The organism is Ensifer sp. GW101-20A05, assembly GCF_059424735.1.
Genome location: NZ_JBWKZT010000014.1, coordinates 60,152 through 85,880 on the forward strand (window position 1 = coordinate 60,152; position 25,729 = coordinate 85,880).

The 25,729-nt window shown below is 57.1% G+C and carries 23 protein-coding genes; 15 read left to right on the top strand and 8 right to left on the bottom strand.

The genetic code is table 11. From position 1 onward, the window contains the following. The 4 genes from AC070A_RS27075 to AC070A_RS27090 are packed head-to-tail and all read right to left on the bottom strand — an operon-like array spanning position 1 to position 3,815. Positions 1-1,002 (bottom strand): ABC transporter permease, encoded by a 1,002-nt coding sequence (locus AC070A_RS27075; RefSeq protein ID WP_113737315.1) that lies wholly within the window; start codon positions 1,000-1,002, stop codon positions 1-3. Continuing rightward, positions 999-1,802 carry an ATP-binding cassette domain-containing protein gene (locus AC070A_RS27080; RefSeq protein WP_057248464.1) on the bottom strand — a complete coding sequence of 268 codons (804 nt, stop codon included), beginning with the start codon at positions 1,800-1,802 and terminating at the stop codon, positions 999-1,001. The genes AC070A_RS27075 and AC070A_RS27080 overlap by 4 nt, the downstream gene beginning before the upstream one ends. Next, entirely contained in the window at positions 1,802-2,758 is a 957-nt protein-coding gene (locus tag AC070A_RS27085; protein WP_057248343.1) for a substrate-binding domain-containing protein, read from the bottom strand. Before AC070A_RS27085 ends, AC070A_RS27080 begins: the two co-directional genes overlap by 1 nt. Positions 2,759-2,792: 34 nt before the next feature. Beyond that, positions 2,793-3,815 carry a LacI family DNA-binding transcriptional regulator gene (locus tag AC070A_RS27090; protein ID WP_113737317.1) on the bottom strand — a complete coding sequence of 341 codons (1,023 nt, stop codon included), beginning with the start codon at positions 3,813-3,815 and terminating at the stop codon, positions 2,793-2,795. 344 nt (positions 3,816-4,159) lie between these two features. Here AC070A_RS27090 and AC070A_RS27095 point away from each other — a divergent pair, with 344 nt between their 5' ends. After that, positions 4,160-4,837 (top strand): dioxygenase family protein, encoded by a 678-nt coding sequence (locus tag AC070A_RS27095; protein ID WP_309140390.1) that lies wholly within the window; start codon positions 4,160-4,162, stop codon positions 4,835-4,837. Positions 4,838-4,947: 110 nt separating this feature from the next. On the opposite strand, the gene lhpI is transcribed toward AC070A_RS27095, so the two are convergent. The 4 genes from lhpI to AC070A_RS27115 all read right to left on the bottom strand — a co-directional run bounded on the left by lhpI (position 4,948) and on the right by AC070A_RS27115 (position 8,938). Then, positions 4,948-5,901 (bottom strand): bifunctional Delta(1)-pyrroline-2-carboxylate/Delta(1)-piperideine-2-carboxylate reductase, encoded by a 954-nt coding sequence (lhpI, locus tag AC070A_RS27100; RefSeq protein WP_057248340.1) that lies wholly within the window; start codon positions 5,899-5,901, stop codon positions 4,948-4,950. Positions 5,902-6,095: 194 nt separating this feature from the next. Continuing rightward, a complete protein-coding gene (locus AC070A_RS27105; protein ID WP_057248339.1) occupies positions 6,096-6,956 on the bottom strand; it encodes a D-amino-acid transaminase in 861 nt (286 codons plus the stop codon). 66 nt (positions 6,957-7,022) lie between these two features. Further along, entirely contained in the window at positions 7,023-7,820 is a 798-nt protein-coding gene (locus AC070A_RS27110) for a M55 family metallopeptidase (protein WP_113133893.1), read from the bottom strand. A gap of 176 nt (positions 7,821-7,996) precedes the next feature. After that, positions 7,997-8,938, bottom strand: coding sequence for a MurR/RpiR family transcriptional regulator (locus AC070A_RS27115; protein WP_492383605.1), 942 nt, complete (start codon positions 8,936-8,938; stop codon positions 7,997-7,999). 148 nt (positions 8,939-9,086) lie between these two features. Between AC070A_RS27115 and AC070A_RS27120 the strand changes: the two genes are divergently transcribed. From AC070A_RS27120 to AC070A_RS27185, 14 genes are all read left to right on the top strand, one after another. Next, complete coding sequence (locus AC070A_RS27120) at positions 9,087-10,682, top strand: peptide ABC transporter substrate-binding protein (protein ID WP_113737318.1); 1,596 nt, start codon at positions 9,087-9,089, stop codon at positions 10,680-10,682. 12 nt (positions 10,683-10,694) lie between these two features. Next, complete coding sequence (locus tag AC070A_RS27125) at positions 10,695-11,633, top strand: ABC transporter permease (protein WP_057248336.1); 939 nt, start codon at positions 10,695-10,697, stop codon at positions 11,631-11,633. Further along, positions 11,630-12,568 carry an ABC transporter permease gene (locus AC070A_RS27130; protein ID WP_112996330.1) on the top strand — a complete coding sequence of 313 codons (939 nt, stop codon included), beginning with the start codon at positions 11,630-11,632 and terminating at the stop codon, positions 12,566-12,568. The genes AC070A_RS27125 and AC070A_RS27130 overlap by 4 nt, the downstream gene beginning before the upstream one ends. Beyond that, positions 12,565-13,602 carry an oligopeptide/dipeptide ABC transporter ATP-binding protein gene (locus AC070A_RS27135; protein WP_113737319.1) on the top strand — a complete coding sequence of 346 codons (1,038 nt, stop codon included), beginning with the start codon at positions 12,565-12,567 and terminating at the stop codon, positions 13,600-13,602. The genes AC070A_RS27130 and AC070A_RS27135 overlap by 4 nt, the downstream gene beginning before the upstream one ends. Further along, a complete protein-coding gene (locus AC070A_RS27140; protein ID WP_244495517.1) occupies positions 13,595-14,596 on the top strand; it encodes an ABC transporter ATP-binding protein in 1,002 nt (333 codons plus the stop codon). The genes AC070A_RS27135 and AC070A_RS27140 overlap by 8 nt, the downstream gene beginning before the upstream one ends. 182 nt (positions 14,597-14,778) lie before the next feature. Further along, positions 14,779-15,603 carry a creatininase family protein gene (locus AC070A_RS27145; protein ID WP_113737320.1) on the top strand — a complete coding sequence of 275 codons (825 nt, stop codon included), beginning with the start codon at positions 14,779-14,781 and terminating at the stop codon, positions 15,601-15,603. A 261-nt stretch (positions 15,604-15,864) separates the two neighbouring features. Beyond that, positions 15,865-17,451: an ABC transporter substrate-binding protein gene (locus AC070A_RS27150; protein ID WP_057248331.1), complete on the top strand. Its 1,587-nt coding sequence runs from the start codon at positions 15,865-15,867 to the stop codon at positions 17,449-17,451. A gap of 8 nt (positions 17,452-17,459) precedes the next feature. Continuing rightward, the gene (locus tag AC070A_RS27155) at positions 17,460-18,386 is read left to right on the top strand and encodes an ABC transporter permease (protein WP_113737330.1); all 927 of its coding nucleotides are present in this window, start codon (positions 17,460-17,462) and stop codon (positions 18,384-18,386) included. Further along, entirely contained in the window at positions 18,383-19,237 is an 855-nt protein-coding gene (locus AC070A_RS27160; RefSeq protein WP_113737322.1) for an ABC transporter permease, read from the top strand. The genes AC070A_RS27155 and AC070A_RS27160 overlap by 4 nt, the downstream gene beginning before the upstream one ends. Next, positions 19,238-20,194 carry an ABC transporter ATP-binding protein gene (locus AC070A_RS27165; RefSeq protein ID WP_113737323.1) on the top strand — a complete coding sequence of 319 codons (957 nt, stop codon included), beginning with the start codon at positions 19,238-19,240 and terminating at the stop codon, positions 20,192-20,194. It abuts the gene before it with no gap. Then, complete coding sequence (locus AC070A_RS27170; protein WP_057248328.1) at positions 20,187-21,161, top strand: ABC transporter ATP-binding protein; 975 nt, start codon at positions 20,187-20,189, stop codon at positions 21,159-21,161. Before AC070A_RS27165 ends, AC070A_RS27170 begins: the two co-directional genes overlap by 8 nt. 54 nt (positions 21,162-21,215) lie before the next feature. After that, on the top strand, positions 21,216-22,697 hold the full coding sequence (locus AC070A_RS27175) for a M81 family metallopeptidase (RefSeq protein ID WP_492383602.1): 1,482 nt from the start codon (positions 21,216-21,218) through the stop codon (positions 22,695-22,697). A gap of 188 nt (positions 22,698-22,885) precedes the next feature. Then, entirely contained in the window at positions 22,886-24,169 is a 1,284-nt protein-coding gene (locus tag AC070A_RS27180) for an NAD(P)/FAD-dependent oxidoreductase (RefSeq protein WP_113737324.1), read from the top strand. Positions 24,170-24,228: 59 nt separating this feature from the next. After that, a complete protein-coding gene (locus AC070A_RS27185) occupies positions 24,229-25,632 on the top strand; it encodes a serine hydrolase domain-containing protein (RefSeq protein ID WP_113737325.1) in 1,404 nt (467 codons plus the stop codon). Positions 25,633-25,729 lie beyond the last annotated feature (97 nt).

Here is a 25,729-nt window from a genome sequence, read left to right on the forward strand (position 1 = left end):
CTATCTCTTCTTGCCGCCGAGGCGAAAGTTGGCGGTGAAGATCCGGGTGTTGAGCCAGATCGCGACGAGAATAATCGCGCCTGTGACGATTTGCGTGAAGAACGGCGAGATATGCATCAGAATCAGGCCGTTGCCGATGACCGCAATCGTCATGGTGCCAAGCACGGTGCCGAGGATCGTGCCGCGACCGCCCATCAGCGACGTTCCGCCCAGCACCACCGCGGCGACGACCTGGAGCTCGAAGCCGACGGCCGCATTCGACGAGCCGGAGCCGAGCCGTGCTGCGATCAACAGGCCGGCAAGGGCGCAGGCAACCCCGGCGATCATATAGACCGAAGCGATCACCCATTTCGCCGGCATGCCGACGCGACGGGCGGCCTCCATGTTGGAGCCGACTGCAACGACCTGGCGGCCGTATTTGGTCGAGGATATGACGACATAGCCTGCGACTGCGACCGCGACTGCGATCAGCGCCGGAACGGGGATGCCCAACAGTTCGCCGCGGCCAAGCATGAAGAAGCCCGGTGCGTCCTTGATCGGGATCGAGTAGCCCTGCGTCAGATAGAGCGCGAGCCCGCGCAGGATCGACAGGCCCGCAAGCGTGACGATGAACGCCGGAATGCCCTGATAGGCGGTGAACCACCCCTGGACGAAGCCGAGAAATGCGCCGAAGAAAAGCATGGCGACGACGACCAGCGGCCATGGATAGCCCATCGCCATCACGATGGCGGCAACCGCATTGACCAGCGCGACCTGCGAGCCTACCGAGAGGTCAATGCCACCGGTGATGATGACAAGCGTCATGGCGACCGCGACGATGAGGATCGGCGCCGCCTGGCGGATGACGTTCAGAATGTTGCCGAGCGTCATGAACGTGTCGGTCGTGGCAGCGAAGAAGACCACGCAGGCCAGGAAAAAGAAGGCGATCGAAAGGACCTGGGCGTTTTCAGACAGGAAATCCGCCGCCGGCGAGCCTTTTGCGCGTTCGGTATAGGCCGTCATTGCTTGGCTCCTTCCCCGACGATCAGCTTGACGAGGTCTTCCAGGTTGGTCTTGCCGATTTCGCGCTCGGCCACCTTGGTGCCTTCGTACATGACGGCAATGCGGTCGCAGACACGGAACAGGTCCTGGAGGCGATGGGTGATCAGGATGACGGACACGCCTTTCGCTTTAACGCGGTTGATGAGCGCGAGCACGGCTTCGACCTCCGCCACGGCAAGTGCCGAAGTGGGCTCGTCCATGATCAGGACCTTCGGATTGAACGAAGCGGCACGCGCAATCGCGATCGCCTGGCGCTGTCCGCCCGAGAGTTGAGCGACCTTGCCGGTCAGCCGCGGAATGCGGATTTCCAGAGCGTCGAGCATCTTGCGGGCTTCGGCGAGCATGGTCTTCGTATCGAGAAATGGCCCTTTGCTGATTTCTCGACCGAGAAAGAGATTGCCGACCACATCGATGTGGTCGCAAAGGCTTAGATCCTGGAAAACCATTTCGATATTGCGGTTGCGGGCATCAGCGGGCCCCGAAAACCGAACCTCTTCGCCTTCCAGAGTAATGGTCCCACCATCGGGTATGTAGGTTCCCGAGATGACCTTGGTCAGCGTCGATTTGCCGGCGGCATTGTCGCCGACGAGGCCAAGGCACTCGCCGGGATAGATGTCGAGGTCAACACCACGCAGCGCCTGGTGCGATCCGAACGTCTTGATAATCCCCTTGAGGGACACGCGGGGACTGGCACCGGTGCGGGAGGGCAGAGCCCCCCCGACACCAGCGACAGCGGGAGGATGCTGTCTTTCAGTCGTCATCATTTGAAGATCGCCCGATATGGCTCGACGTTGTCCTTGGTGACGATCGTTACCGGCACGGCGATGGTCTTCTCGACGCTGCCGCCGTCGGATATCTTCTTCAAGGCGTCAACGGCAGCGGCACCCATGGCGGCCGGGTCCTGCTGGATTACGGCGGTGACGTAGCCGGCATCGATGCCCGCGATCGCCTGGGCCGTCAGATCCCAACCGAAGACCTTCACGCTATCCTGCTTGCTCTGGCTCTCGACCGCGGCGATGGCACCCATCAGGGCCGGCTCGCCGGTGGCGTAGATCGCCGTCAGGTCAGGGTTGCCGGTGATCAGGTTCTCGGCGGCCGAGAGCGCGTTGTCCTGCACATTCTGTCCGTCGACGACGCCGGCCGAGCTGATGCCGTCGACACCCTTGATGGTCTTTTCAAATCCCTCCTGGCGAACGTTCTGGATGAAGGAGTTGAGCGCGCCGACGACACCGATCTTGGCCTTGCCGTCGGCATTGGCCTTGACGTAGTCGAGGAAGAACTTGCCCATATCGGCACCCGCCGTGGCGTTGTCAACGCCGATCTGCGCCTTTTGCGGGCCCTCCGGCAGGATCGCGTCGATGGCAACGACGGGGATCCCGGCTTCGGCCGCCTGGTTGACGGCCGGCATGATGCCGTTGACGTCGATTGCGACGACGGCGATGCCATCGACCTTCTGCTGGATATAGGTCTCGATCGCGCTGTTCTGCGCGGCCGGATCGTTGTTGGCATTGAAAATGACGAGCTTCGCGCCGGCGGCGTCGGCCGCCTTCTGCGCGCCTTCGTTCATCTGATTGAAGAACAGCGCCTGCTGGTTGATCTGCACGAGTGCAAAGGTCTTTTCGGCGGCAAGAGCCGGTGAGAGAGCCGCGCCGAGGGTCGTCAATGCCGTGAAGCCAAGCGTGGCGACTAAGGTCCTGCGTTTCAAAGTCCAATTCATGTTCTCATCCTCTGTTGGTTCTCCATTGCGTGATTTATCGTTTCGCAGGCGGAGCAACGGATTTCCGCACGACGATTTCGACTGGCAGGAGCTCCTCGATGGGAGCCTGCTTGTCCTGCCAGTTTGTTTCGAGAAGAAGGGAGAGGGCACGCTCGCCGATCGCGCGGACCGGCTGGCGAATGGCGGTCATGGGCGGACCGAAAAGGTGGAGCGGGCCGACATCGTCGAAGCCGATGACCGAGACGTCGTCCGGGATCGACACCCCCTGGTCACGGAAGACCTCGATCATGCCAATGGCGATTTCGTCCGAACTGGCGAAAATCGCCGTTGCCGGGCGGCCTTCCTCGATGAAGCGCTTTGCTGCCTGCCGTCCGAAAGTCACCGTGTAGTCGCCGGCGTATTTAGAAAGACGGAAATCCTCGCCAAAAGCGTCGCGCAGCGCCCCTTCAAGACCGTTGAAGCGCCGACGTGAACTGATCATCGCTTCCGGGCCGCCGACGAACAGTACATCTTTGTGCCCGAATTCGGCCAGATGCCTGCCGGCAAGCGATCCGCCCAGCTCATTGTCGCAGAACAGCTTTGGCGCCTGAGCACCCGGAACGTCTTCGTCGGCGATCACGACTTTGCCGGTTCGGTTTATCAGGGTGGCGAGTTGACCGTCATCCGGGTGGTTGGTGACGAAGATCAGGCCATCGACGTGATTGCGCTCGATGAGCTGGAGATAGGCGACCTCGCGACCGGCGCGGTTGAGTGTCGCGTAAAGAGAGACGGCAAGCCCGCGAGTATCCGCTTCTTCTTCGACCGCGGCTACGAGCGTGGCGAAGAACGGATTGGCGATATCCGGAACGACAAGACCGATCGTATCGGAACGACCGCGGCTGAGCCGGCGGGCATGCGGGTTGGGCTGGTAATTGAGGTCGTGGATCGCGTCGGAGATCCGCTTCTTCGTCTCGTGAGGAAGGTCGAGGGATCCGTTCAGCAGCCGCGAGACCGTCGTCACGGAAACGCCGGCAGCGCGGGCTACATCCTTGAGGCTTGTGACGCGTCGTGTGGTCACCTTGGCTCTATCCCCTGCCGTTGTAAACCGATTTACTAAAGCGCTTTACAATAAGATTTCGACTTTCGTGTTCTGTCAAGATAATTTCTCTGCACCGGCGAGATATGTCCTGGCACGGTGTCGTTGTGAGGATGCGAGCGCGCTGCCTTTTATGAAAGCAGGCTCGGCCAAACGATTAGATTGGTCGAGGATGTCAATTCCCATCAAGGCGTGAGATTTGGGTAGCTTTCGACCTAAAGCAGACGACGTCAATGGAACGGCATTGTTACTGCTCCAAGTCAGACACCAGATGCCGGCGTGCAAACCGTGTAGACCGGCGACGCTTCAGCAGCAGCCCTCGCCTGATGAAGTTGCCGGTCGCGAATTCTGGTAATGTCCGCCCCACTTCTGCCCAATGGACCCGCAACGATCTTGGCTTCCATGTTTGGAGATACAACGCCATGCCGACCCGGCGACATTTCCTTATCAGCTTCGTCGCCACGCCGATTGTGCTGCCGAGATTCGGCCATGCAGCCGGCGCTCCCGTGGAGCTGCCGCTTACGGCTAGTTGCGGTGATGACCACCATCTGACGCCGGCACAGACCGAAGGCCCGTATTTTACGCCGCAGAGCCCTGAAAAACAGGACTTCGCGAGCGATGCACCGGGCGGTGAAAGAATGACACTTGTTGGCTACGTGCTAACCAAGGACTGCCAACCGGTAGCAAAAGCGTTGATCGAGCTATGGCACGCCGATGAGACCGGCACCTACGACAATAGCGGATACAAACTCCGCGGACATCAATTCACGGATGCAGAAGGCAAATGGTGGTTCGAGACGATCGTGCCTGGACTCTATCCTGGTCGCACCCGGCATTACCACGTGAAAGTCCAAAGGCCCGGCGGGAACGTGCTGACGACGCAGCTGTATTTTGCCGGTGAGCCGGACAATGAACGTGACCGCATATTCAACGCAGCCTTGTTGCTCGATATCAGAACGACGAGTGACGGAAAATTCGGCCGTTACGATTTCATAGTGGCGTAACCGGCGCTTTGCATCCAGCCCTACTGGGGGCTACGCCGTGGCAGAGCGTGTCTGGAGCTTTGCGAAAGCATTTCGGAGCTCGCCGGAGCTCCGAATCTGCATATGATAGTTTAAATGCGTCTATAGACGAGCTGGGCCGCGGTAAGGTCGGCGAGCCCAGAGCCTACACTTTTGAAACAAGTGATCTGGTCTGCGTTCGCACGTGCGAATTCGTCCTTTCGGCACAGGTCGGTGAGAGTGCCAAGAATGGCGTTCTTGCCAATTACCCCCTCGGCGAGTGGCTTGATAAGCTCTCCCGCCTCCTCAAGCGCTACCGCAGTGTCGACGTAGATCGACGAGCGGCGCATCACTTCATCATCCGCCTCTCGCATCTCCGGGGTGAACGCCCCAATGAGATCGACGTGAGTGCCCGGTTTCAGCCACTCGCCTCGAATGATGGGTGCGGTTGCAAGCGTTGCGGCGCTGACTATGTCGGCGGATTCTATTGCGGTTTTAATGTCTGTCGTGGATTTCGCGGGAAGACCCTGGTCACGGAGGGAAGAGGCGAGGCGGTCGGCTTGTTCGGGATTGATGTCCCAGATGACGATGCGCCGAAGCCGTCGTACAGCTGAGTAGGCGTCCGCGATCAGGCTTCCCACACGGCCCGCGCCTATAATGACAAGCGATGAGGCGTCCTCTCGAGAAAGATATTTGGCCCCAAGTGCTGAGGTTGCCACAGTGCGCCGGCTCGTCAGCGTGTTTCCATCCATGAGGGCCAACTGCTCTCCGGTGATGGCGTCGTAGAGCATGTATGTCGATACGACAGCAGGCAGCCTACGGTTCATGTTGCCCGGCATAATGGTCACCAGTTTCACGCCGAGAAAATGATCCTCGTCATCGGCGTTGGACCAGGCCGGCATCAAGAGCAACGTACCGTCAGGTTCGCCTTCGCTGCGTAATGTGTGATGGTGGCGCGCGGGTGTCTGGCATCCCTTCGCAAAGCCCCGTTGAAGAGCCGCAACCAATTCCGGGAAGGGAAGCTTTGCGGCGGTCTGTCTGGCGTCTAATAGCAGTGGTTCACCCATATTCGACTCCTGCTCCGTGGCAGCTTAGAGGGTTGTGATACTGTGTGTGGGTCAACAGCGAGTTGGCTCGCCGACTTGCAACTCGGCTCCCCGCATCAAGGTCGCGCTAATCCGCCGCCGTACAAAACGTCGTTAGAACGAACCAATTGGGGGCATATGGGGCGTTGGCTAAATGGCGCCAGACGCCCTATGGATTAAATCGCCGCTCGACGCGCCTCATCGATATAGAGTTCGCGCAAGCCGGTGGCGATCGGTCCCGGCAGGCCTGTCCCGATCCTTGCGCCGTCGATTTCGACCACGGGCATGACGAAGGAGGATGCCCCAGTGATGAATGCCTCGTCAGCAGCCTTAGCCTCCTCGATTGTGAAGGCCCGTTCGGCGACTTCCATCCGTGCTTCCCTGGCGTAGCGCAACAGCGTGGCGCGCGTGATGCCGTGCAGAATGTCGTTCGATAAGGCTCGAGTGATGATCCTGCCAGACTTGATGATGTAGGCGTTGTTTGCGGTTCCCTCGGTGACGAAGCCGTCCTGTATGAACCAACCGTCATCTGCTCCCGCCTCTTTTGCCATCATCTTCGCCATCGAAGGATAGAGGAGTTGCACCGTCTTAATGTCGCGACGACCCCAGCGGATGTCTGGGACCGAGATCACCTTGATGCCGGTCCTCGCTTGCGGGGCATCCACGAGATTGGCAACCGTCTGGGTGAAAAGCACGACCGTCGGCTCGACGTCGGGTGCAGGGAAGGCGAAATCGCGGCGGCCAGGATTGCCGCGCGAAATTTGTAGGTAGACCAGTCCCTCGATAATCTTGTTCCGCTCGACCAACTCGCGGTGGATGGCCAGCAGCACTTGCTGGGACAGCGGATGGCGAATGCCCAGTTCGCCGAGCGAGCGTTCAAGACGCGCGGCATGGCCGCCGAAATCAAGCAGCTTGCCATCGACAACCGAGGTCACTTCGTAGACGGCATCGGCAAAGACAAACCCACGGTCGAAGATCGAGATTTTCGCTTCGGTCTCCTCCAGAAATTCCCCATTCAGATATACAATTCGGCTCAACTGTTTAGCCCTCACTCGGGTCCTCGGTTATCATTCGGAAGACAAGAACATCCCGCGACGGCGCATCTAGACGACGAAGCGTATCGCACGTTGGATCTCGAAGTAGTCTTGCGCGTTGAAGCGCAACGTCCGTGGCGCGATATGCTCCATGCCGGGGTACCAGCTATTCCTATAGGCGTCCGTCGGATTGGTGTATTCAACGACGAGCTCGAACTCTTCGGCAAGATTCGGCAGCGAGTTGTTGTAGTTTCCCGACAGGGCCTTCTCCACGCCTTCACGGATCGCGATTACCGCAGCCGCCGGGACCAACGATTTTGTCGCCGGACCAAAGCCTTCACTGGTGGCTAGTGTCGCGATGCCCGGTACCGCGACCTCAGCTTCGGCACACATTCCTGCATCACCGGAAAGAAATGCCGAGGGGACACCGTAGCGCGAAGCACAGAGGGCATTGAGTGTGAATTCCGAAGCCACTTCGCCGTTGATCAGCAGTCTGGAAACCGCTCCGCTCAGCGTATGAGCGAGAGGATTCGTATCGGTGCCCGCCTTGTTGTGGTAGCCGATATAGAGAGCGGCTGAAAAACTCGTATCGATGCCGAACATCATCTCATCCGGATGCCCGCTCCAGCCCCTGACGACGCTCACGTACGGCGGCAGTTTTGATAGGATTAGGTTGCGAGCCGACGAATGTGCGTCTTTCACGACGATTTCCGTTGCGCCGGCCGCTTGCGCTCCTTCGCAGGCGGCTACGAGTTCATTCGTCATGTATTCGCGGAATTCTACGTACTCCGGCTGGCCCTTCTTGGCTTCGTCCCAAGCCGTAATCCCTGCAGTGCCTTCGATATCCGAGCTGATGAAAATCTTCATGTTGGGTTCCCTTGCGTACGAAAATGCGCACGAGCCAAAGGGACACCCGGAGTACCTCAGGGCGGCCTTTGCCTCGCGTGGCGGCAGGCTAGTTCGGTGTAAGTTCGTGTCTTCCGATCTTGGCTGTCAGGGCCAAGTTGGATTGCGACAGATTCTCAAATTCAGAAGTTCGCCGGTCATGATTTGGAATCCTGCCGGGCAGCTTCACCGACATATCCGATGAAATCGCCATGTAGGCGGGTTACAGCGTTGAGGCGTTCCTCCACTTGTGGGCCAAGCTCCTTGAATACCGAGTTAATCAGGAGGTTGCTCAGGTTCGCCATATGAGCCGTCGAATCCCAAAACATATCGAACTCCGTTCGCACGACGAACATTTCATCGGCAAGATCATGACCCCAATCGCAATAGGCATCAGTTATTAGCGTTAGCGGGATGCCGCGCGACTTCGCGCTCTTGGCCAATGATTCCGATAGCCGCGAGTATCTTCGCGCCTCAAAGATCACGAGCGCAGTCGATTTTTCTCCATTTAACAATGCCTCGGAGAAGTTGCCGCCGGCGATATCGACAAGATGCACGTTAGGCCGCAGATATTGGAGCTGATGGGCAAAGTAGTGTGCAAGACCCCGCTCCGTCTGGAAGCCTGCGATAAAGACCTGCCGGTCGCGAGCAATTTTTTTCACCGCGCGGGCCCACTGCTCTGTTCGCGCGAGTTCATAGATCCGAACGAGGCTGGCGATTTCTAACTCGAGCCCGCGTCCCGGTTCGTCTTCACCGGTTTTGTTTCGATCATGAAACTCCTTCAGGCGGTCACCGAGCAGCCAGGGACCTCCACCGATGTCATGCTGCAGGTCTTCCTTCAAAGCTTTGAAGTTCTGATAGCCCAAAGTACGGCAAAAGCGTCCCACAGTCGGTTCGCTCACACCTATCCGCTTCGAGATTGAGGCGGCGGTGTCAAACGGCAGTTCAGCGATGCTTGCCAGCATGAAAGTCGCTATTCGGCGCTCCGCCTTCGACCCCGTGACAAGATAATCATTTAAGCGTTGCTCTACCGTCTTCGCGGACATTTGAAGCCTTGATAGTTCCGTAATCGTGCCGTTCCGGTGAAAGGAAACTTTCATCCGAAAGCCGTTCTAACATTTCATATGCCCCGAATTGGAAGGGTGTCAAACTGAAATTTAAATTACAAAATACATATTGACTTTATAGAACTTACAAATAGCCTGTCGCAGAAAGTTCGATCTACGGGCTAAAAATAGGGGAACTAAAATGAGGAAAAAGGTCTTTCTGGCCTCGATGCTTGCTGCCTTGTCGTCGGCGGCTCCGACGTTTTCAACGCCGGCCGCTGCCGGCGAGGGCCAGACGTTCCGGATGATCGTCCAGGAGCCACGTTTCATGGACCCCAATCTGGTGGACGACGGTGGGGTTGCCATCCAGACCCAGCTCTTCGAGCCGCTCGCAAAGATTCAGAACGACGGCACGCTCGTTTATTTGCAAGCCAATTCGATCGAGCGATCCAGCGATGGTTTGACCTGGACCGTAAAGCTGAAGCCGGAGAATAAGTGGTCGAATGGCGAGCCCGTAACCGCCAAGGATTGGGAGTACTCTCTCAAGCGCATCCTGGATCCGAGCATCGCGAGCGGAAACGCGCAATTTTTGACGGAGATCAAGGGCGCCAAGGCGTACAACTCCGGCGAGACCAAAGACGCCTCGGCGGTCCATATCAAAGCCGTGGATGATTTCACGCTGGTTATCGAAACAGAACGAGTGGCGCCTTCATTCCTGGCGAAGCTTGCGCTCCCTTACATTACTCCCGTTCCGCAGGCCGTGGTGGCTCAATGGGGCGAGCGATGGACGCTTCCCGAACATATCGTTTCCAATGGACCATACAAACTTGTGGCCCGGGTAAACGATCAATCGATCGAAATGAACGCCAATTCCTTCTATGCCGGGAAGAAGCCGACAATTGACACAATCAGAATGACGGTCGCGTCGGGCGATATCTGCGAAGCGCAACTTCGAGCTTATGAAGCTGAGGAGATCGACTTCGCCACCTGCATTCCGATACAGGACATTCAGCGGGTTCGGCAGGACGCCACTCTCGCAAAAGAATTGATTACGAATCTTGATTCCGGAACCTGGTGGGTCCAGTACGATAATTCGCATGCTCCGTGGGACAACAAGGACGTGCGGCACGCATTGAGCCTGGCCATTGATAGGAACGCGCTGTCGTCAGTCATTAGCGATGGAACCGCGGCAGTGGCAAATACGATCGTTCCGCCAGGTATTCCTGGTGCAAACGAGGACGACGCCATCAAGGGAAATGTGGAGACTGCCCGCGAGCTTCTAGCCAAGGCTGGCTACCCGAACGGCGCCGGTTTCCCTCCATTCACCCTCACAGTACGTGATAGCGCTTCGCAGCCGATCGTAGCACAACTGCTGCAGCAGATGTGGTCGGAGAATCTCGGCATCAACGCCACGATCAACGTCATGGAGCTGAAGGCTTTCGCCGCTTGGGTGAACGCCCGCAAGAATGCGCCCTACGACATGATAACTGCTCTTTGGGTATCCGACTATGCGGATCCTGAAAATTGGTATGGCGATCTGATCACCGACGACTATCGCAACAGCCATTTCCGCAACGAGGACTTCGCGTCGCTCATCAAACAAGCGAAGGTAGCTACGGACGAAACTCAGAGGATTGAGACCTACCGGCAAGCAAACAAGATCTTCGAAGAGCAACAACCGATGAGCGCCCTTTATCGGGAAACGTCGCTCTGGCTTGTGAAGCCTTATGTCAAAAACCTTCGGCCCGACACTACTCTTAGACTCTATCCCATCCGCGATACGGAAATCGTTCGGTAGGCTGGGACAGACATGTTCTCCTTTATATTGAAGCGAGTGCTTGCCAGTATCCCAACTCTCTTGGTTGTTTACACGGTAACATTCGCGATAGCCCATCTCACGCCTGGCTCGCCATGGGACAGCGCGAGCGCAAATCGGCCGATGGAGCCAGCCGCGAAGGCTGCCCTGGATGCGAAATACAATCTGGATGCGCCGTTGCACATTCAGTACGTCGGTTATCTCTGGGGTGCCGTTCAAGGCGATCTTGGGCCGTCGTTTCGTGACCCCACGCAATCCGTCACCGATATCGTGAAGAAGTTTCTTCCGACGTCGCTTGCCCTCGGCTCAATGGCGATAGCCCTCGCCATCGTCATGGGGCTACTGCTTGGCGTCTTGGCGGCCCTGACACGTTCGAGAGCTCTGGAGACTGCTATACTGTTCTTCTGTACCTTCTGCGTGTCTCTACCAACCTACATCATCACTGCAGTGTTGATCGTAACGTTGGGCGTCGGACTTGGACTTGTTCCAACGTTTGGGTGGAAGGGGCTCTTTTCCACCTCGGCCATCGTTCCCGTGGTTTCCCTCGCTCTCGCTCCAATGGCGGCGATTGCCCGTTACTGTCGAAACTGTGTTCTGGAGGTCATGCACAAGGATTTTGTCCGTTCAGCTCGGGCGAAAGGAGTGAAACGAGGGCGCATCATCGCGGTTCATATACTGAGAAATGCCATTATTCCTGTCGTGACAGTTGCCGGTTCATACGCCTCCTCGGTACTCGTTGGTTCATTCTTCGTGGAATCCATCGCCGGCGTGCCTGGGTTCGGGCGGTACTTCGTGCTGGCGGTGTCGGCAAGAGACTATCCCGTCATCATTGCGACGACCCTCGTGTACGCGGTGATTGTGGTCCTCTGCAATCTGCTCGTCGACATCGCTCATTTCATAATCGACCCCCGAACCCGCGAGGACGTACGATGACGATAGTGCCATCTACCCAGCGGCGTGGTGTTTCACTGCTACCCACATCTATCCGCAGCAAGCCCGGTCTAGCCGTTGCCATAGCATTCCTGGTGCTGATCGTCGTTGTTGCTGCATCCGCTTCATTCCTGCCTTACGACGCGTATCGCCAGGATCTGCTTCACAGAAATTCGCCCCCCAGTTGGAACCACATACTCGGGACCGACGAGTTGGGACGTGACATGCTGGCTCGTCTTGCGATCGGAGCCCGTGTCTCACTGGTAGTTGCCGTGACATCCACCGTGGCGGCAGTTCTCATCGGCATCGCTGTCGGCGCTATCGCAGGATACAAGCGAGGCTGGATTGACAGTGTTTGCATGCGCTTCGTGGACAGCATGTACGCATTCCCCGACACGTTGTTTGCAATTCTGATCGCCGGAGTTGTGAAGGGGCAGTTGAGCCAGTCTTCCACTGACTTCTTTTCACCGATAACGGCGCTTTATAAAATGTCGGGAGGGCTGTTCGGCGTCTTCCTCACTTTGAGTTTTACCTCTTGGCTGGTTTGCGCCCGCATTGTACGCGCAGAGGTGATCATACTTCGATCGGCGGAATACGTTGCGGCCGCTCGATTGGCGGGTGCCTCAGACTTATTCGTAATGCGGCGCCACATTCTGCCGAATTGCCTGCCGGTGATTATCGTCGCCGCGACGTTTGTCGTGCCAAGTGCGATTCTGCTTGAAGCTGGCCTGAGCTTCCTGGGCGTTGGCGTCGATCCACCCACACCGAGCTGGGGAGCGATGATCGCGTCGGGCGTGAGGTCGATGCAGTCCTATCCGCATCTGCTCATAACGCCAGCGATAGCGGTGGGGCTCACCTTGCTGTCCATAAACGTCGTCGGCGACGCATTGCGCGAACACTTCGATCCTTCGTTCAGACGCGGCGGAGAGGCCTCATGAGTGAACTCCTGAAACAAATCGGCGAGACGACAAATAATGCCGGTGCTCGCCTGGGCGATACGATCCTCGAAGCTCGAGACCTGCATGTCATTTTTGGCACCGGTGTGCGGGCGGTGGATGGAATCAATCTCAAGATCTATCGCGGCGAAACGCTCGGGGTCGTGGGGGAGAGCGGTTGTGGCAAATCCACCCTTGGGCGCACATTGTGCATGCTCGAGGCCCCGACTGGCGGAAGCGTTGCGCTTAATGGCCTGCCCATCAGCGATATGAAGGGGAGCAGCTTGCGTGAGGCCAGGAAGAGCCTGCAAATGGTGTTCCAGGACCCGTACAGCAGCCTTGATCCAAGGCAGCGGGCGGGCGAGATCATTGGGGAGCCACTCCTTCTGGCCGGCGTCGACAAAAAGCAGCGGCAGTCGCGGGTGAATGAACTGCTTGATCTCGTTTCGATCGGAGCGTCCGGGTATGCGAAGTTTCCTCGTGAGTTCAGCGGCGGGCAGCGGCAGCGAATTGGGATTGCCCGGTCACTCGCCGCAAACCCCGAAATTATAATCTGCGACGAGCCCGTCAGTGCGCTCGATGTGTCCGTTCAGGCTCAGATCGTCAATTTGCTTGTATCGTTGCAGCGCAAGCTAAACCTGACCTACGTGTTCATATCCCACGACTTGGCGGTCGTTCGGCAGATGGCGAACCGGGTTGCGGTCATGTACCTTGGTCGAATTGTCGAGCTAGCGGATGCGGATAAGATATTTGCAGCTCCGCGTCATCCCTACACAGCAGCCTTGCTGTCTGCGGTGCCGAGAATGCTGACATCTTCAGCCAAGCGCAAACCGATCTCACTGCCGGGCGATCCTCCTTCTCCGATGCATTTGCCACCCGGCTGTCGGTTCCAAGCGCGATGCTGGCTCAGGCAAAAGCTCGGTTCACCGGACGTATGCTCCGCCGTCGACCCGATGTTGTCGGGCACGGGTGACCACCAGGCGGCCTGTCACTTTCAAGAACATGTCGACGCACAGCGCGGAGCCCAGAATGCTTAATCAAATCAGACATTCTGCCGATCATGATGCGATATTGTCAGTTGAGAATCTGTCGATAGACATTGAAAGCAAGCGCGGTGTGCTTCATGTCGTGCGCGGTGTTTCCTTCCACGTCAATGCAGGTGACCGGATTGGTGTTGTAGGAGAGTCGGGATGCGGGAAGTCAACTCTGGCTCTCGCCATCATGAGACTGCTCGCTCCGGGGGCGGCTCCCGTCGGTGGTAGCATTCAGTTTCTTGGAACCGATCTGCTCGCGCTGTCGGAAACGGAGATGCGCCGACTGCGCGGCAACGAGATTGGAATGGTTTTTCAGGACCCTGCGGCGAGCCTGAACCCGATGATGACCGCAGGGCGCCAAGTCGGCGAGACAATCGAGGCTCATAAGGGCGTCTCGAGAAAGATCTCGGCCAGCGCGGCGGTCGACATGATGCGCTCCGTCAAGATTCCTGAGCCAGCCGTCCGCGCCGGCCAGTATCCGCACCAGTTTTCCGGGGGCATGCGTCAGCGTATTGTCATCGCGATGGGAACTGCGAACACGCCCAAATTGATCATAGCCGACGAGCCGACCACGGCTCTCGATGTCACTGTTCAAGCGCAGGTCATCGAGCTCCTCGAAAAGATGAACACCGATACCGGTTCGTCGATTGTCTTCATTTCTCACAATATCGCCCTGGTGTCGGAGTTTTGCTCCCGGGTGGTAGTCATGTACGCCGGGCGTATAGTCGAAGAAGGTTCAACATCGGACATCTTTTCGAGACCGTATCATCCCTACACTTCGGCGCTCATAAAATCGGTTCCTCCGCTTGATGAACGTCTTGCGGACGGATTGGTCCCGATCGAAGGGCGGCCGCCAAACTTGGCGAGCAAGCAAGTTGGATGCGCCTTTGCGGCTAGGTGCAGTTCTAAAATCGAGAAGTGCACACAGAGCAGTCCGCCCCTTGTGGCGATGGGGCCCCGAAAGGTTGCATGCTGGGTGACTGGGGCACACTCGTAACTGACTTACATGGGGTGGTGACCTCCCGAGACGTCCGGGTCCCCGACCGCGACTGCCTATAGGAATGGTGTTCGGCGCAGCACGCGTCCGTTCTCCCTGTATCCCGCGCGCGCTCGATCTGGCCCGACGCAGGGTGCACGCATCGCAGCCGGCAAACTTGTTTATCTTTGGAGGGGTATTGAATGATTGAAGTCGAATGGACGTGCATGACTGCCCCGGATCTGCGGGCAATCGCGATGCAGAAAAACGCGCTCGCAATCCTTCCCATAGGTTCCCTTGAGCAACACGGACCGCATCTCCCCGTTGTTACTGATACAGCGAGCGCGTCGGAAGCGGCCATTCGGGCCGCGCGGCGGGTGGCCGCTGAGACTGCTGTCGCAGTATTGCCGGGGCTGTGGCTTGGAATGAGCGAGCACCACATTCCCTTCGGTGGCACGATCTCGGTCGACTATGAGACAATGAACAAGGTCCTGCGGTGTATCGTGCGCTCGCTGAAGGCACTGGGCTTCGCTCGGCTGATGATCGTAAATGGGCATGGAGGTAACGTTGAGCCGCTCGCCGTCTCGGTGCGAGAGCTGGCGGTCGAATTTGAGATCCCGATTGTTTCTTGTCTGCCCTGGGGATTGGCGCGAGAGGAAGCTTTGAAGATTTTTGAAGTCGATAAGCGCTCTCAGCACGCTTGCGAGGGTGAAGCGTCCGTCATGCTGGCGATTACTCCTGAAACGGTTCGTTCAGATCGTTTCGAGCAAGCGTTCGCGGAGCAAACCCATCCATTGAACCCACAACTCGGCGGCACGCGATTCTACTCCTTTGCCGAGTATGCTCCGGTCTCAGGAACATGGGGAGATCCTCGCAGCGCGACGGCGGAGAAGGGCGAGCGCTTCCTGGATCTGCAGGCATCAGAACTGGTGAAGCTCATCCAGCTTCCAACGCTGTGGACCAAACCTGATCCAGTGTGGACCCCGGGGCGCGGCTTACAATCCATTGAAGGAAGGCCGGGTAAATAGCGGACCAATTCGTCCTCCTTTACCGAAAGAGGATCCGCGACGATCCCTAAGGAACCCGGCTGCGAAAAAGGTCATCATTGCCGACTGCCTCTGCGCGCGTTGAGCGGGCTCGAATGGGAGTCCGTTTCATTGATTTGATATCTTTCTGTCATATTTATGTTGACGACAGAAAAATGTCATCTTATCGATTGCAGAACAAAAATCACAATAAACGCGAGTCTAGTGCGGAATATTAGTATTTTAGAGCTTTGTGGAGGACTCATGAATCGCCGCGAACTGTTAATATCTTCGTCAATTCTTGCTATCGCCTCAACATCTTTGTTTTCTAATGTTGCCATAGCAGCTGCATCTCCGTCGGAAGCTACAATCGTACTATCTAGCGACGAGAATGGCGCACCACATTTGGATCCGATCCGAGCAACCTTGCTGAGCGTCACTGCCGGATTGATCTATGATCGGCTTATCGCGATGTCCAACGATCATACATTTCACCCGCATCTGGCGGAGTCATGGGACGAGAGCGAAGACGGGCTGAATTGGACATTCGTGCTGAAGAAGAACGTCCGTTTCCATGACGGAGAGCTCTTTAATGCCGACACTGTCGTCTGGTGGATCTCGAAATTCGAAGGTAGCGCGAACCAGCATGTGAGCAGCGCGATTGATCGTGTTGTCGTGGTGGATGAGCACAATGTTCGTTTCGAAATGAAGCGACCGGATCCCAATCTCCTCTATAATCTCGCCTCATACTTTATGGGGATCCCGTCACCCAAGGCCTATGAGGCCGCTGCAGGGAATTTCGGGGTGATCGAAGCCGTAGGGACAGGTCCGTACAAGCTGGAGAGCTTTGCTGTCGGGCAGGAGACGGTCCTTGTCGCCAACGAGGAGTATGCATGGGGCAGTGAGCTGTCCGAAAACAAGGGGGTGCCGGAGATCAAGCGGCTGGTTCTCCGTGAAATTCAAGATTCATCGGCAACCTTTTTGGAAATGGACACCGGCGGCGCGGACATATTGATGGGCGTGCCCACCGAGTTCGTGCCGCGTCTTGCTTTGAACGCCGACGTCGAGCTCCGGAACATGCCCGCGACCGGTGTCTCCTACCTCCAGTTCAACACAAGCAGCGCGCCGTTCTCTGACCGGCTAGTGCGGCAGGCTATTGCGCACGCCGTAGATCAGGAGCCTATTCTCAAGGCCGTGTTCAGCGGATCAGGCGCCACGGCCCATCAATTTCTTGTTTCATCGCTCGAAGAGTCGAAGGTTCAACCTGAGTTTTTGATCCGCAAGGATACCGAGAAAGCCAAGCAGCTTCTCGACCAGGCCGGTTGGTTGCTTGGGTCTGATGGCATCCGAACGAAAAACGGCCAGCCGCTGAAAGTGCGCCTCTGGTCGGCTTCCGAAACCGCCTACAAACGTATGGCGGAAATTGTTCAGGCGCAGCTGAAGCCCGTCGGGGTGATAGCCGAAGTTGCCCTTTTTGACAGCGCCAGTCTTCGGGACGCTTTGCGAAAGGGTGACCATCAGTTGGTGATCAGCCACTACGATTGGGACAACGCCGATATTCTTGATTGGTGCTTCAGCGCAAAGAATATCCCGCATCCGAACAGTTCGCGTTGGGATAATCCGCGTTCCGAAAAACTGCGTGAGGACGCCATGAGCGGCGCTCGTAATTGGCGCGAGCGCGTGGCTAAGTACAAGGAATATCATGAGAACTTGCTTGAAAATTTCGTATTCGTCCCCCTGCACGAATTCGAAAAGACGGTCGCTGTTAATCGCAGCAGGTTAGCCATACCGGAACGGATCCGCGAGACGACCGTTGGCAGCGCTACGCTGCTGGACACAAGGTGGCAGTAAGATTGGCGATGTCATCCTTCATCTTACGACGCCTTCTTGCCGTCATCCCGACCTTCTTCGTTGTTTCCCTCACGGTCTTTCTCCTGATCCACCTCGTGCCTGGAGATCCGATCGACAGTCTTATGCGTGCCGGGTCTTCGCCGGCTTTGCGCGAGCAGATGGCCGCGAAGTACGGATTGGATAGAAGCCTTTTCGAGCAATACATCATCTGGATGGGTAAGGTCCTGACACTGGATTTCGGGACGTCGATCATTCAGGGGCGACCCGTCGCCGCGTTGATTGCCCAGAACCTCCCCTCAAGCCTCACTCTGGGCGGTACGGCATTTCTGTTTTCCTCCCTTGCCGGGATTGCGGCGGGCGTGCTGGCGGCGAAATACTACGGAACTCGCATCGATAGCAGTATCACGTCCGGTATTCTGCTCGGGTCGACCATACCCAGTTTCTGGCTTGCTTTGCTGCTAATCCTCGTATTCGCGGTTTGGTTGGGTTGGGTGCCCGTGTCGGGCGCACGGGGTTGGTCTTCACTGGTGCTTCCTGTCATTGCGACCGGCCTGGGCGGCGTAGCCCTTGTTGCCCGGGTCACGAAAGTCTCGATGATCGAGATCGGCCGGCAGGATTTCGTTACGCTGCTACGCGCGAAGGGCGTTTCCGAGAGCCGCATCAGGCTGCAGCACATCCTCCGTCATGCGCTCGTTCCCGTCATTTCCATTCTCGGGTTACGGATAGGTTGGATTCTGGGCGGCGCCATCACGGTCGAAGTCGTGTTCGCTCGTCCTGGGTTGGGTTCGTTGCTAATTCGCGCGCTCAACCAGCGGGACTACCCACTTGTCCAGGGGTGCCTCCTGATGCTGTCCATGGCGGTCATTCTTGGAACGATAATCGGAGACATCGCGCACGCTGCAATGGATCCGCGACAGCGTGAGGCTTCGAAATGACGACTATTGTTTCTGAGAGCCGGCGTTTGCGGTTGCCAGTCACCGTGCCGGCGGTAGTAGCAGGACTGTTTATCGTTCTGCTCGTGGTATCTGCGGTGCTCGCGCCGACGATCGCACCCTATGCCTACGACGCGCAGAACATTGAGGTCATGAACGAGGCCCCGTCGTTCGCTCATTTCTTCGGCACTGACGAATTCGGCCGCGATGTGTTGTCCCGAATAATTGTCGGCGCTCAGACCTCATTGTCCGTGAGCGTGACGGCAGTCGGCTTTTCGGTGTTGACCGGATTGGTGCTGGGCTCAGTTTGCGGATATTTTGGTGGACTTGTCGATCGCATATTGATGACGGTGATCGATCTGACGTGGTCGTTTCCTGAGATCCTTATCGCACTCATGCTCGTAGCCGTGGTCGGCGCTGGATTGCACGGTGTGATTATTGCGGTCGCAATCGCCTACCTTGCGCAATTCACGCGGCTGACCCGGACCCAGGTCATCCAACTCAAGAAGGAAGCCTACATTGATGCGGCGGTGAATCTTGGGGCAAGCGACTTCCATATTCTGTTCCGGCACCTCCTTCCCAATGCTCTAGCTCCTGTTCTCGTCGCAGCGATGCTGGCAACCGGTGACGCCATCATCCTCGAAGCCACCTTGGGCTTTTTCGGACTTGGAGCGCAGCCGCCGACGCCAAGCTGGGGGGCGATGATGAGCTCGGGCACGGCGCAGCTGTTCGTCGCTCCCTGGGTCATCATAATTCCGGGTTGTGCCGTGGCGCTGACGGTCATCGCGCTGAACATTGTGGGCGATGCATTGATTGATTCATTGGATTTTCGCAACAAGGCTAGGGAGGGATAGATGTTGCTTTCCGTGGAGAAGTTGCGAATAGCGTTTGGCTCCTTTGCCCCGGTGAAGGACGTCACTATCAGTGTCGACCGCGGAGAAATCCTGGGCCTCGTCGGCGAGTCAGGGTCCGGGAAATCGCTTACCGCTACCGCTTTAATGGGACTGCTGGGATACGTGAATGGCCATGTCGCCGGAGGGCGCATCCTGTTTGACGGCGAGGATCTTACCGGCTTACCGGAAGAACACATGCGCCGCCTGCGTGGGAGGCGTATTGGTCTCATTACGCAAAATCCGATGACTTCGTTGGATCCTATGATCCGTGTGGGCAAGCAGATCGAGCAAGCTGCAAGGATTCATATGGGGCTGGATGGGAAGGCCGCGTACAGAAAAGCCGTCGATCTTATGAGGGATGTGCGGATCCCGGATCCGCAACGTGTTCACACCTTGTATCCACATCAGCTGTCCGGTGGCATGAAACAGCGGATAGTTATCGCAATGGCTCTGGCGGGCGAGCCAGATTTGTTGATCGCGGACGAACCCACGACCGCCCTGGACGCAACAGTTCAGGCACAGATCATCCGGAATCTCGTCGAGTTGGTGAAGATTCGCGGGCTTGCTATGATCTTGATCACTCATGACATGGGCGTCGTTGCCCAGACCTGCGATCATGTTGCCGTAATGTACTGCGGGCGGATCGTTGAGCGTGCATCCGTGGGCTCGATGTTTGCGGAGGCCGCGCATCCCTACACGCAAGCGCTCATCGGCTGCATTCCGAGAAACGGCATGCGCCCGGGCACGCTGGTCGGAATTCCGGGAATGGTACCAAGCACCGCGGCATTGCCGTCGGGATGTAGTTTTCATCCGCGTTGCAGCAAAGCTCACACGATCTGCCACGAATGTGTACCGGAGTTTCGCCAATTCGGTCGCCATGTTGGCGTGGCTTGTCATCTGGCGGGGCAATATGAGTGAAATAGTCTCCGTTAAAAATCTAAGCAGGCGTTTCGCAACCAAGCGCTTCTTCCGAAAGCAGGAAGTTTTCTCTGCCGTACGCGATGTAAGCTTCAGCGTTGTTCGGGGTGAGATTGTCGGCGTCGTCGGAGAGTCTGGCTGCGGTAAATCAACGCTGGCCCGGCTAATCCTGAGGCTGCTGGAGCCAAGCGCCGGCGAGATTGCTTTCGAGGGAAGGGATCTGGCCTCATTCTCAAAGCGTGAGATGAGGCGCCTGCGTCAGAAGATGCAAATGGTCTTCCAGGATCCGTATTCCTCCATCGATCCGCGTTTCACCGTTCAGAACGCCTTGCTTGAGCCGTACAGGGTTCAGGGGCTGTCTCCAGGTGCTGCGGACAAGCGTGTTGCGGAGCTCCTGAACATGGTCGGGTTGGACGCGTCCTTGGCCCGCCGGTATCCGCATCAGCTCTCCGGCGGCCAAAAGCAGCGGGTGGGTATTGCCCGTGCACTCGCGCTGAACCCTTCGTTGATAGTGCTCGACGAGCCCACTGCCTCTCTCGACGTTTCCGTGCAGGCGCAGGTTATTAATCTGCTCGATGGGCTGCGCAACGATCTCAATCTGACCTATGTTTTCATATCGCATGACCTGAATTTGGTGCGTTACTTCTGCGACCGAACGATCGTCATGTACGCAGGCCAGATCGTGGAAGTTTTGCCAAAGGGTGTCCCACCCGCCCATCCATATACCCGCATGCTCATGAGTAGCATGTTTGAGCCTGATCCAAGCAATCGGCGTGAGATTTCAAGTTTAACCGGCGAAGCGCCGAGCGGTTACAACCTACCGCGTGGCTGTTCATTCGCAGCACGTTGTGCGCAGGCGACGGAAATGTGTGGCCGCGACGATCCTGTGTTGCAGTTATTCGATGAAGACCATCAAGTTGCTTGTCACTACTTCCGTGAAGCCAACAAGGAGTTCGTGGGAGCTTAGCGGAGCGGAATTGTAGCAGCAGACATCACACCTGTTCTGAAGGAGAAGAACACAATGAGCTATTGTGTCCTGACGGCCGAGTTCGCCCATGAAACAAACACGTTCAACATTAGGAAGACCGATCTCGACGCATTCGTCGCCCATGGCCTCTATGAAGGTGCCGCGGCGATCGAGGCGCGTGGCGACGCCAACACTGAACTCGCCGGCTTCCTGGATCGAAGCCGCGAGTATGGTTGGGACGTCGTGCACACGATCAGTACGGATGCCGAGCCTGCGGGTCCTGTCACCCGAGTTGCCTTCGATCATATTGCCGGCAAGATCGTTGATAAGGCAAAAGAGCTCGGGAGTGGTCTGGATGGCATCCTGCTCGGCCTTCATGGCGCGATGGTCACCGAGTTCTCGGAAGACGGCGAGGGCGAGCTGCTGGAGCGTTTGAGGCAAATACTCCCGCGCCGAATTCCGATCGCCGTCACTCTGGATCCACATGCGAATGTGACCGCCAAAATGTGCGAGCACGCCGATATCCTCATGTCGTTCAAAACTTATCCTCACGTCGACATGCGCGAGACAGCTCGTCACGCGGCGGATTTATTGCAGCAAGCAATGGCAGGCGTAGTCACGCCGAAGACCCTCCTCGTGCGGTGCCCAATGCTGGAAGAAGCCAATGCCGGGCGTACCGACATGGGGCCAATGATCGAGTGGATTGCCGAAGCAAGACGACACGAAAAAACGCCCGGAGCGCTGGCGGCCAGCATCAATGGCGCTTTTCCGAACGCTGACATAGCTGAAGTGGGGCCCACCATCCTGGTGACATACGAAGGTGACCTCGCGCCGCACCAGGCCTTTGCTGAGCGCATTGCCGAAGAAATGTGGAGCAACCGGGCCAACATCCTCAACACGTTTCATACGCCGGCAGAAGCCGCGCAGTTAGCCTCGGACTACGAGGGCGAGCAGCCGCTCATCATTGCTGAGTATGCGGACAACCCAGGAGCTGGAGCGTACGGTGATGCGACGGCTATCCTAGACGCTTTGCTGAGCGCGAAGGTCGCTGATGCATGCTTCGGGCCGATGGTGGATCCCGAAGCGGCGCGGATCCTGTCGCAGATGAACATTGGCGATAGCGCGTCAATTTTTCTTGGCGGAAAATCGGATGCCCGGTTTGGTGGCGCGCCGCTCGAGGTGAATGCAAAAGTCTTGCACCTCAGCGACGGAAAACTGATAGGGACCGGCGCACAACTCGGTGGACTCGAATTTTCGTTCGGACCAACCGCCGTCATCCAGATCGATGGAATCGTCGTACTTGTGGTGACTGAACGCTCACAATTGCGCGACCAACAGCAATTCCGAGCTTTTGGCATCGAGCCGACAGCGTATCGGGTGATCGTCGTCAAATCCATGCAGCACTTTCGCGCCGATTTCGAACAGATTGCTGGCCGGATTATCGTCTGCGACAGCGGGGCACTCTGCACCATGGACTACTCAAAGATACCTTATCGGAATGTGCCTCGCCCAATCTACCCGCTCGACGCGTTCTGAGGACGTTCCCACGACCAGGGCTAAGCTGCGGCTGAGGCGCTGTCCTGGACCGAGTTCTCCGAAGAGCCTCCGGAAATTGTTAGCAGCCTTGGTCTTGGCGCGAACTCTCCCTCATGCGGAGCGCCCTGTGTTGTTCGACTGGCTTGAAAACCGAACTGAGCGTTCCTCGGAACGCCAAAGTGAAAACAATGTTTACTACGGAGCATGGCGTGATTGTTAAATCTGCCGCACAGCAATCAGACGTTATCGTACTCGGCGCTGGGATCGTCGGGGTGTGCATCGCACTGCATCTACAAAAGCGTGGCAAGTCAGTAGTTCTGGTCGACCGGAAGGAGCCGGGGGAGGAGACGAGTTACGGGAACGCGGGGTTGATCGAATGCTCGAGTGTGATGCCTTACGGGGCGCCGCGAGAGCTTGGGACCTTGCTACGGTATGGCTTGAACCGTTCGGCAGACGTGCGTTTCGACTGGTCGTATTTGCCCCAAATCGCACCATGGCTCTGGAGGTTCTGGCGCGAGTCCGCTCCAAATCGGTTGATGAAGGCGGCGTCGGACATGTGGCCGCTGATCAGCCGTTCCGTGGCGGAACATGAAGCGTTGGCGTCCGAAGCGGGCGTGACTTCCGAGTTACATCGTTCAGGTTGGATTGAAACCTTCCGGAAACCGGGGTCACTTGCAAAAGCCAAGGCAGCGGTCGGGGAGCTCGCTCCCTTTGGCGTCCGGTATGAAGTGCTCGACGCGGATTCGCTGAGGGAACGCGAGCCACATCTTTCGAACGAGTTCGTCGGAGGTGTCCATTGGCTCGATCCCGCAACGGTGCGTGATCCCGGAGGGCTGGTAAAAAGCTATGCGAAGACGTTATTCCAGCGGGGCGGTAAGTTCCACAAGGCAGACGCATCAAATCTCGTGAATGACGGGATTCGATGGCGCCTGAATCTGGAGAGCCAGAGTCTGTTCGCGCAGGAGGTGGTTGTTGCGCTGGGTCCTTGGTCGGACGATGTGGCGCGACGGTTCGGATATCGGCTGCCTTTTGTCGTTAAGCGAGGTTACCACGTCCACTACTCGGCAAAAGACGGCGCGATGCTAAACCACCCGGTATTCGACGCGGATGGAGGCTATGTCCTGTCGCCCATGCGCCAAGGCGTTAGATTGGCCACCGGAATTGAGTTCGCGCCCCGAGACAGTCGCCCGAATTTCTCCCAACTAGATTTTGTCGAACCGCTCGCTCGACGAACTTTTCCGCTCCAAGGCAGGATTGAATCGGAGCCATGGATGGGGTCCAGACCTTGTCTTCCTGACATGCGTCCGATCATTGGAAAAGCGCCACGACATAAGGGCTTATGGTTTGCATTTGGTCATAACCATCACGGTCTGACGTTGGGGCCGGTTACTGGACGGCTGTTGGCTGAAATGATGACGGGGCGGGTCTCTTTCACAGACCCGCGTCCCTACGCGATGGATCGGTTCTCTTAGCTCCCGAACCATGCCTTCCAACATCGATCGCGAATTCCAAACATGTAAAGAGGTATAGAATGTCCCCGTTGAATTGGATTGACGGAAGCCGTCTGAAATCGAGCGTATCAGACGCGATCGACACGTACGTTTTCGCTGAAATGAGTCGTCAACGGATTCCAGGGGTCGCACTTGGAATCTACAGGAGTGGCTCGATCGTCCTGGCGAAAGGGTATGGAAAGGCCAACATCGAACTCAACGTTCCAATGACGGCGGATAGCGTGCTGCAATCTGGGTCCGTCGGCAAATCATTCACAGCGACCGCGGTGATGATGCTGGTTGAGCGGGGCAGGATCCAATTGGACGACAGCATCAAGGACTATTTTCCAGAAGGACCGGATAGCTGGCAAGCAATCAAGATAGCCAATCTCCTTTCCCACACGTCCGGATTGGCAGCGTATGACAATCCGGAGCTTCAAGTCACCGATGGTCCGTTCGATATCAGGCGGGATTTCTCCGAAGACGAGTTGCTGGCAGCAATCGCAAGGCTGCCGCGCGATTTTGATCCGGGCGATGACTGGGCATACCAGAACACCAACTTCGTCCTGCTCGGCATTCTCATTGAAAGAGTTACAGGCCAATCCTACGGCGAATTCCTCGCGCAGAACATCTTCGGTCCGTTGGGGATGATGTCATCGAGAGTCATATCGGATCTCGATGTCGTTCCGAATAGGGCATCGGGTTACGAGATGGTCGGAGGAGTGCTTAGAAATCAACAATGGGTATCGCCCACCTTCAACTCGACGGCTGACGGTACGCTCTATTTTACTGTTCGCGATCTCGAGCAGTGGGAGCGGGCACTTTGTGGTGACACCCTCTTAAAAGCGGCCTCGCTAGAAAAGATGTGGACTCCTTATCCCTATGGCGGGAAGTCAGAGAAGGAAGGCTACGGATTTGGTTGGAGGATACAATACATAAACGGACGACGCGTGATTGGGCACAATGGGGCATGGCAGGGTTTCTCGACGTCATTCTCACGCTATGTGGACGATAAGCTAACAATTGTCGCCCTGTGCAACCTCGATGCTAATCATTGCAGCCCGGTTTCAATCGTCCGAGCCGTCGCCGGTATAATATCTCCTTGTCTTGAAATTCCTGAATGTCCGGCCGTAGTCGACGATCGAGAAGAGCTGACGGCATCCTACTGGGCCCAGTTCCGCAGCCTGATGAAAGGAGACGTTACGGGCAAGAAGACTAAAGCCGGCACATTCTCTGCTGAACAAATTCGTGATCTGCAATGTGCGCTGCCACGACAATGGGACGAGAACTTTCCAGTTCTCGTTGAACGTACCGTCCAAAAGAAAAGTCTTCTTTCAGTGTATAAGATCGGTAACGTAAACGACAGGCGTTTGCTCAGTGTTTCGACTTTAGAAGCCGAAGGTGTTGTATCCTTCAGTATCCTGGCAGACCCGGACAACAGATAGTTTGGGCGAAGTCGATCTTAGTACATGGATGGCGTCCGGCCTCGTCGCGATCGGGCACGGTTGAGTGGCGCGTGCACTCACGGGGTGAAGAGTTGGC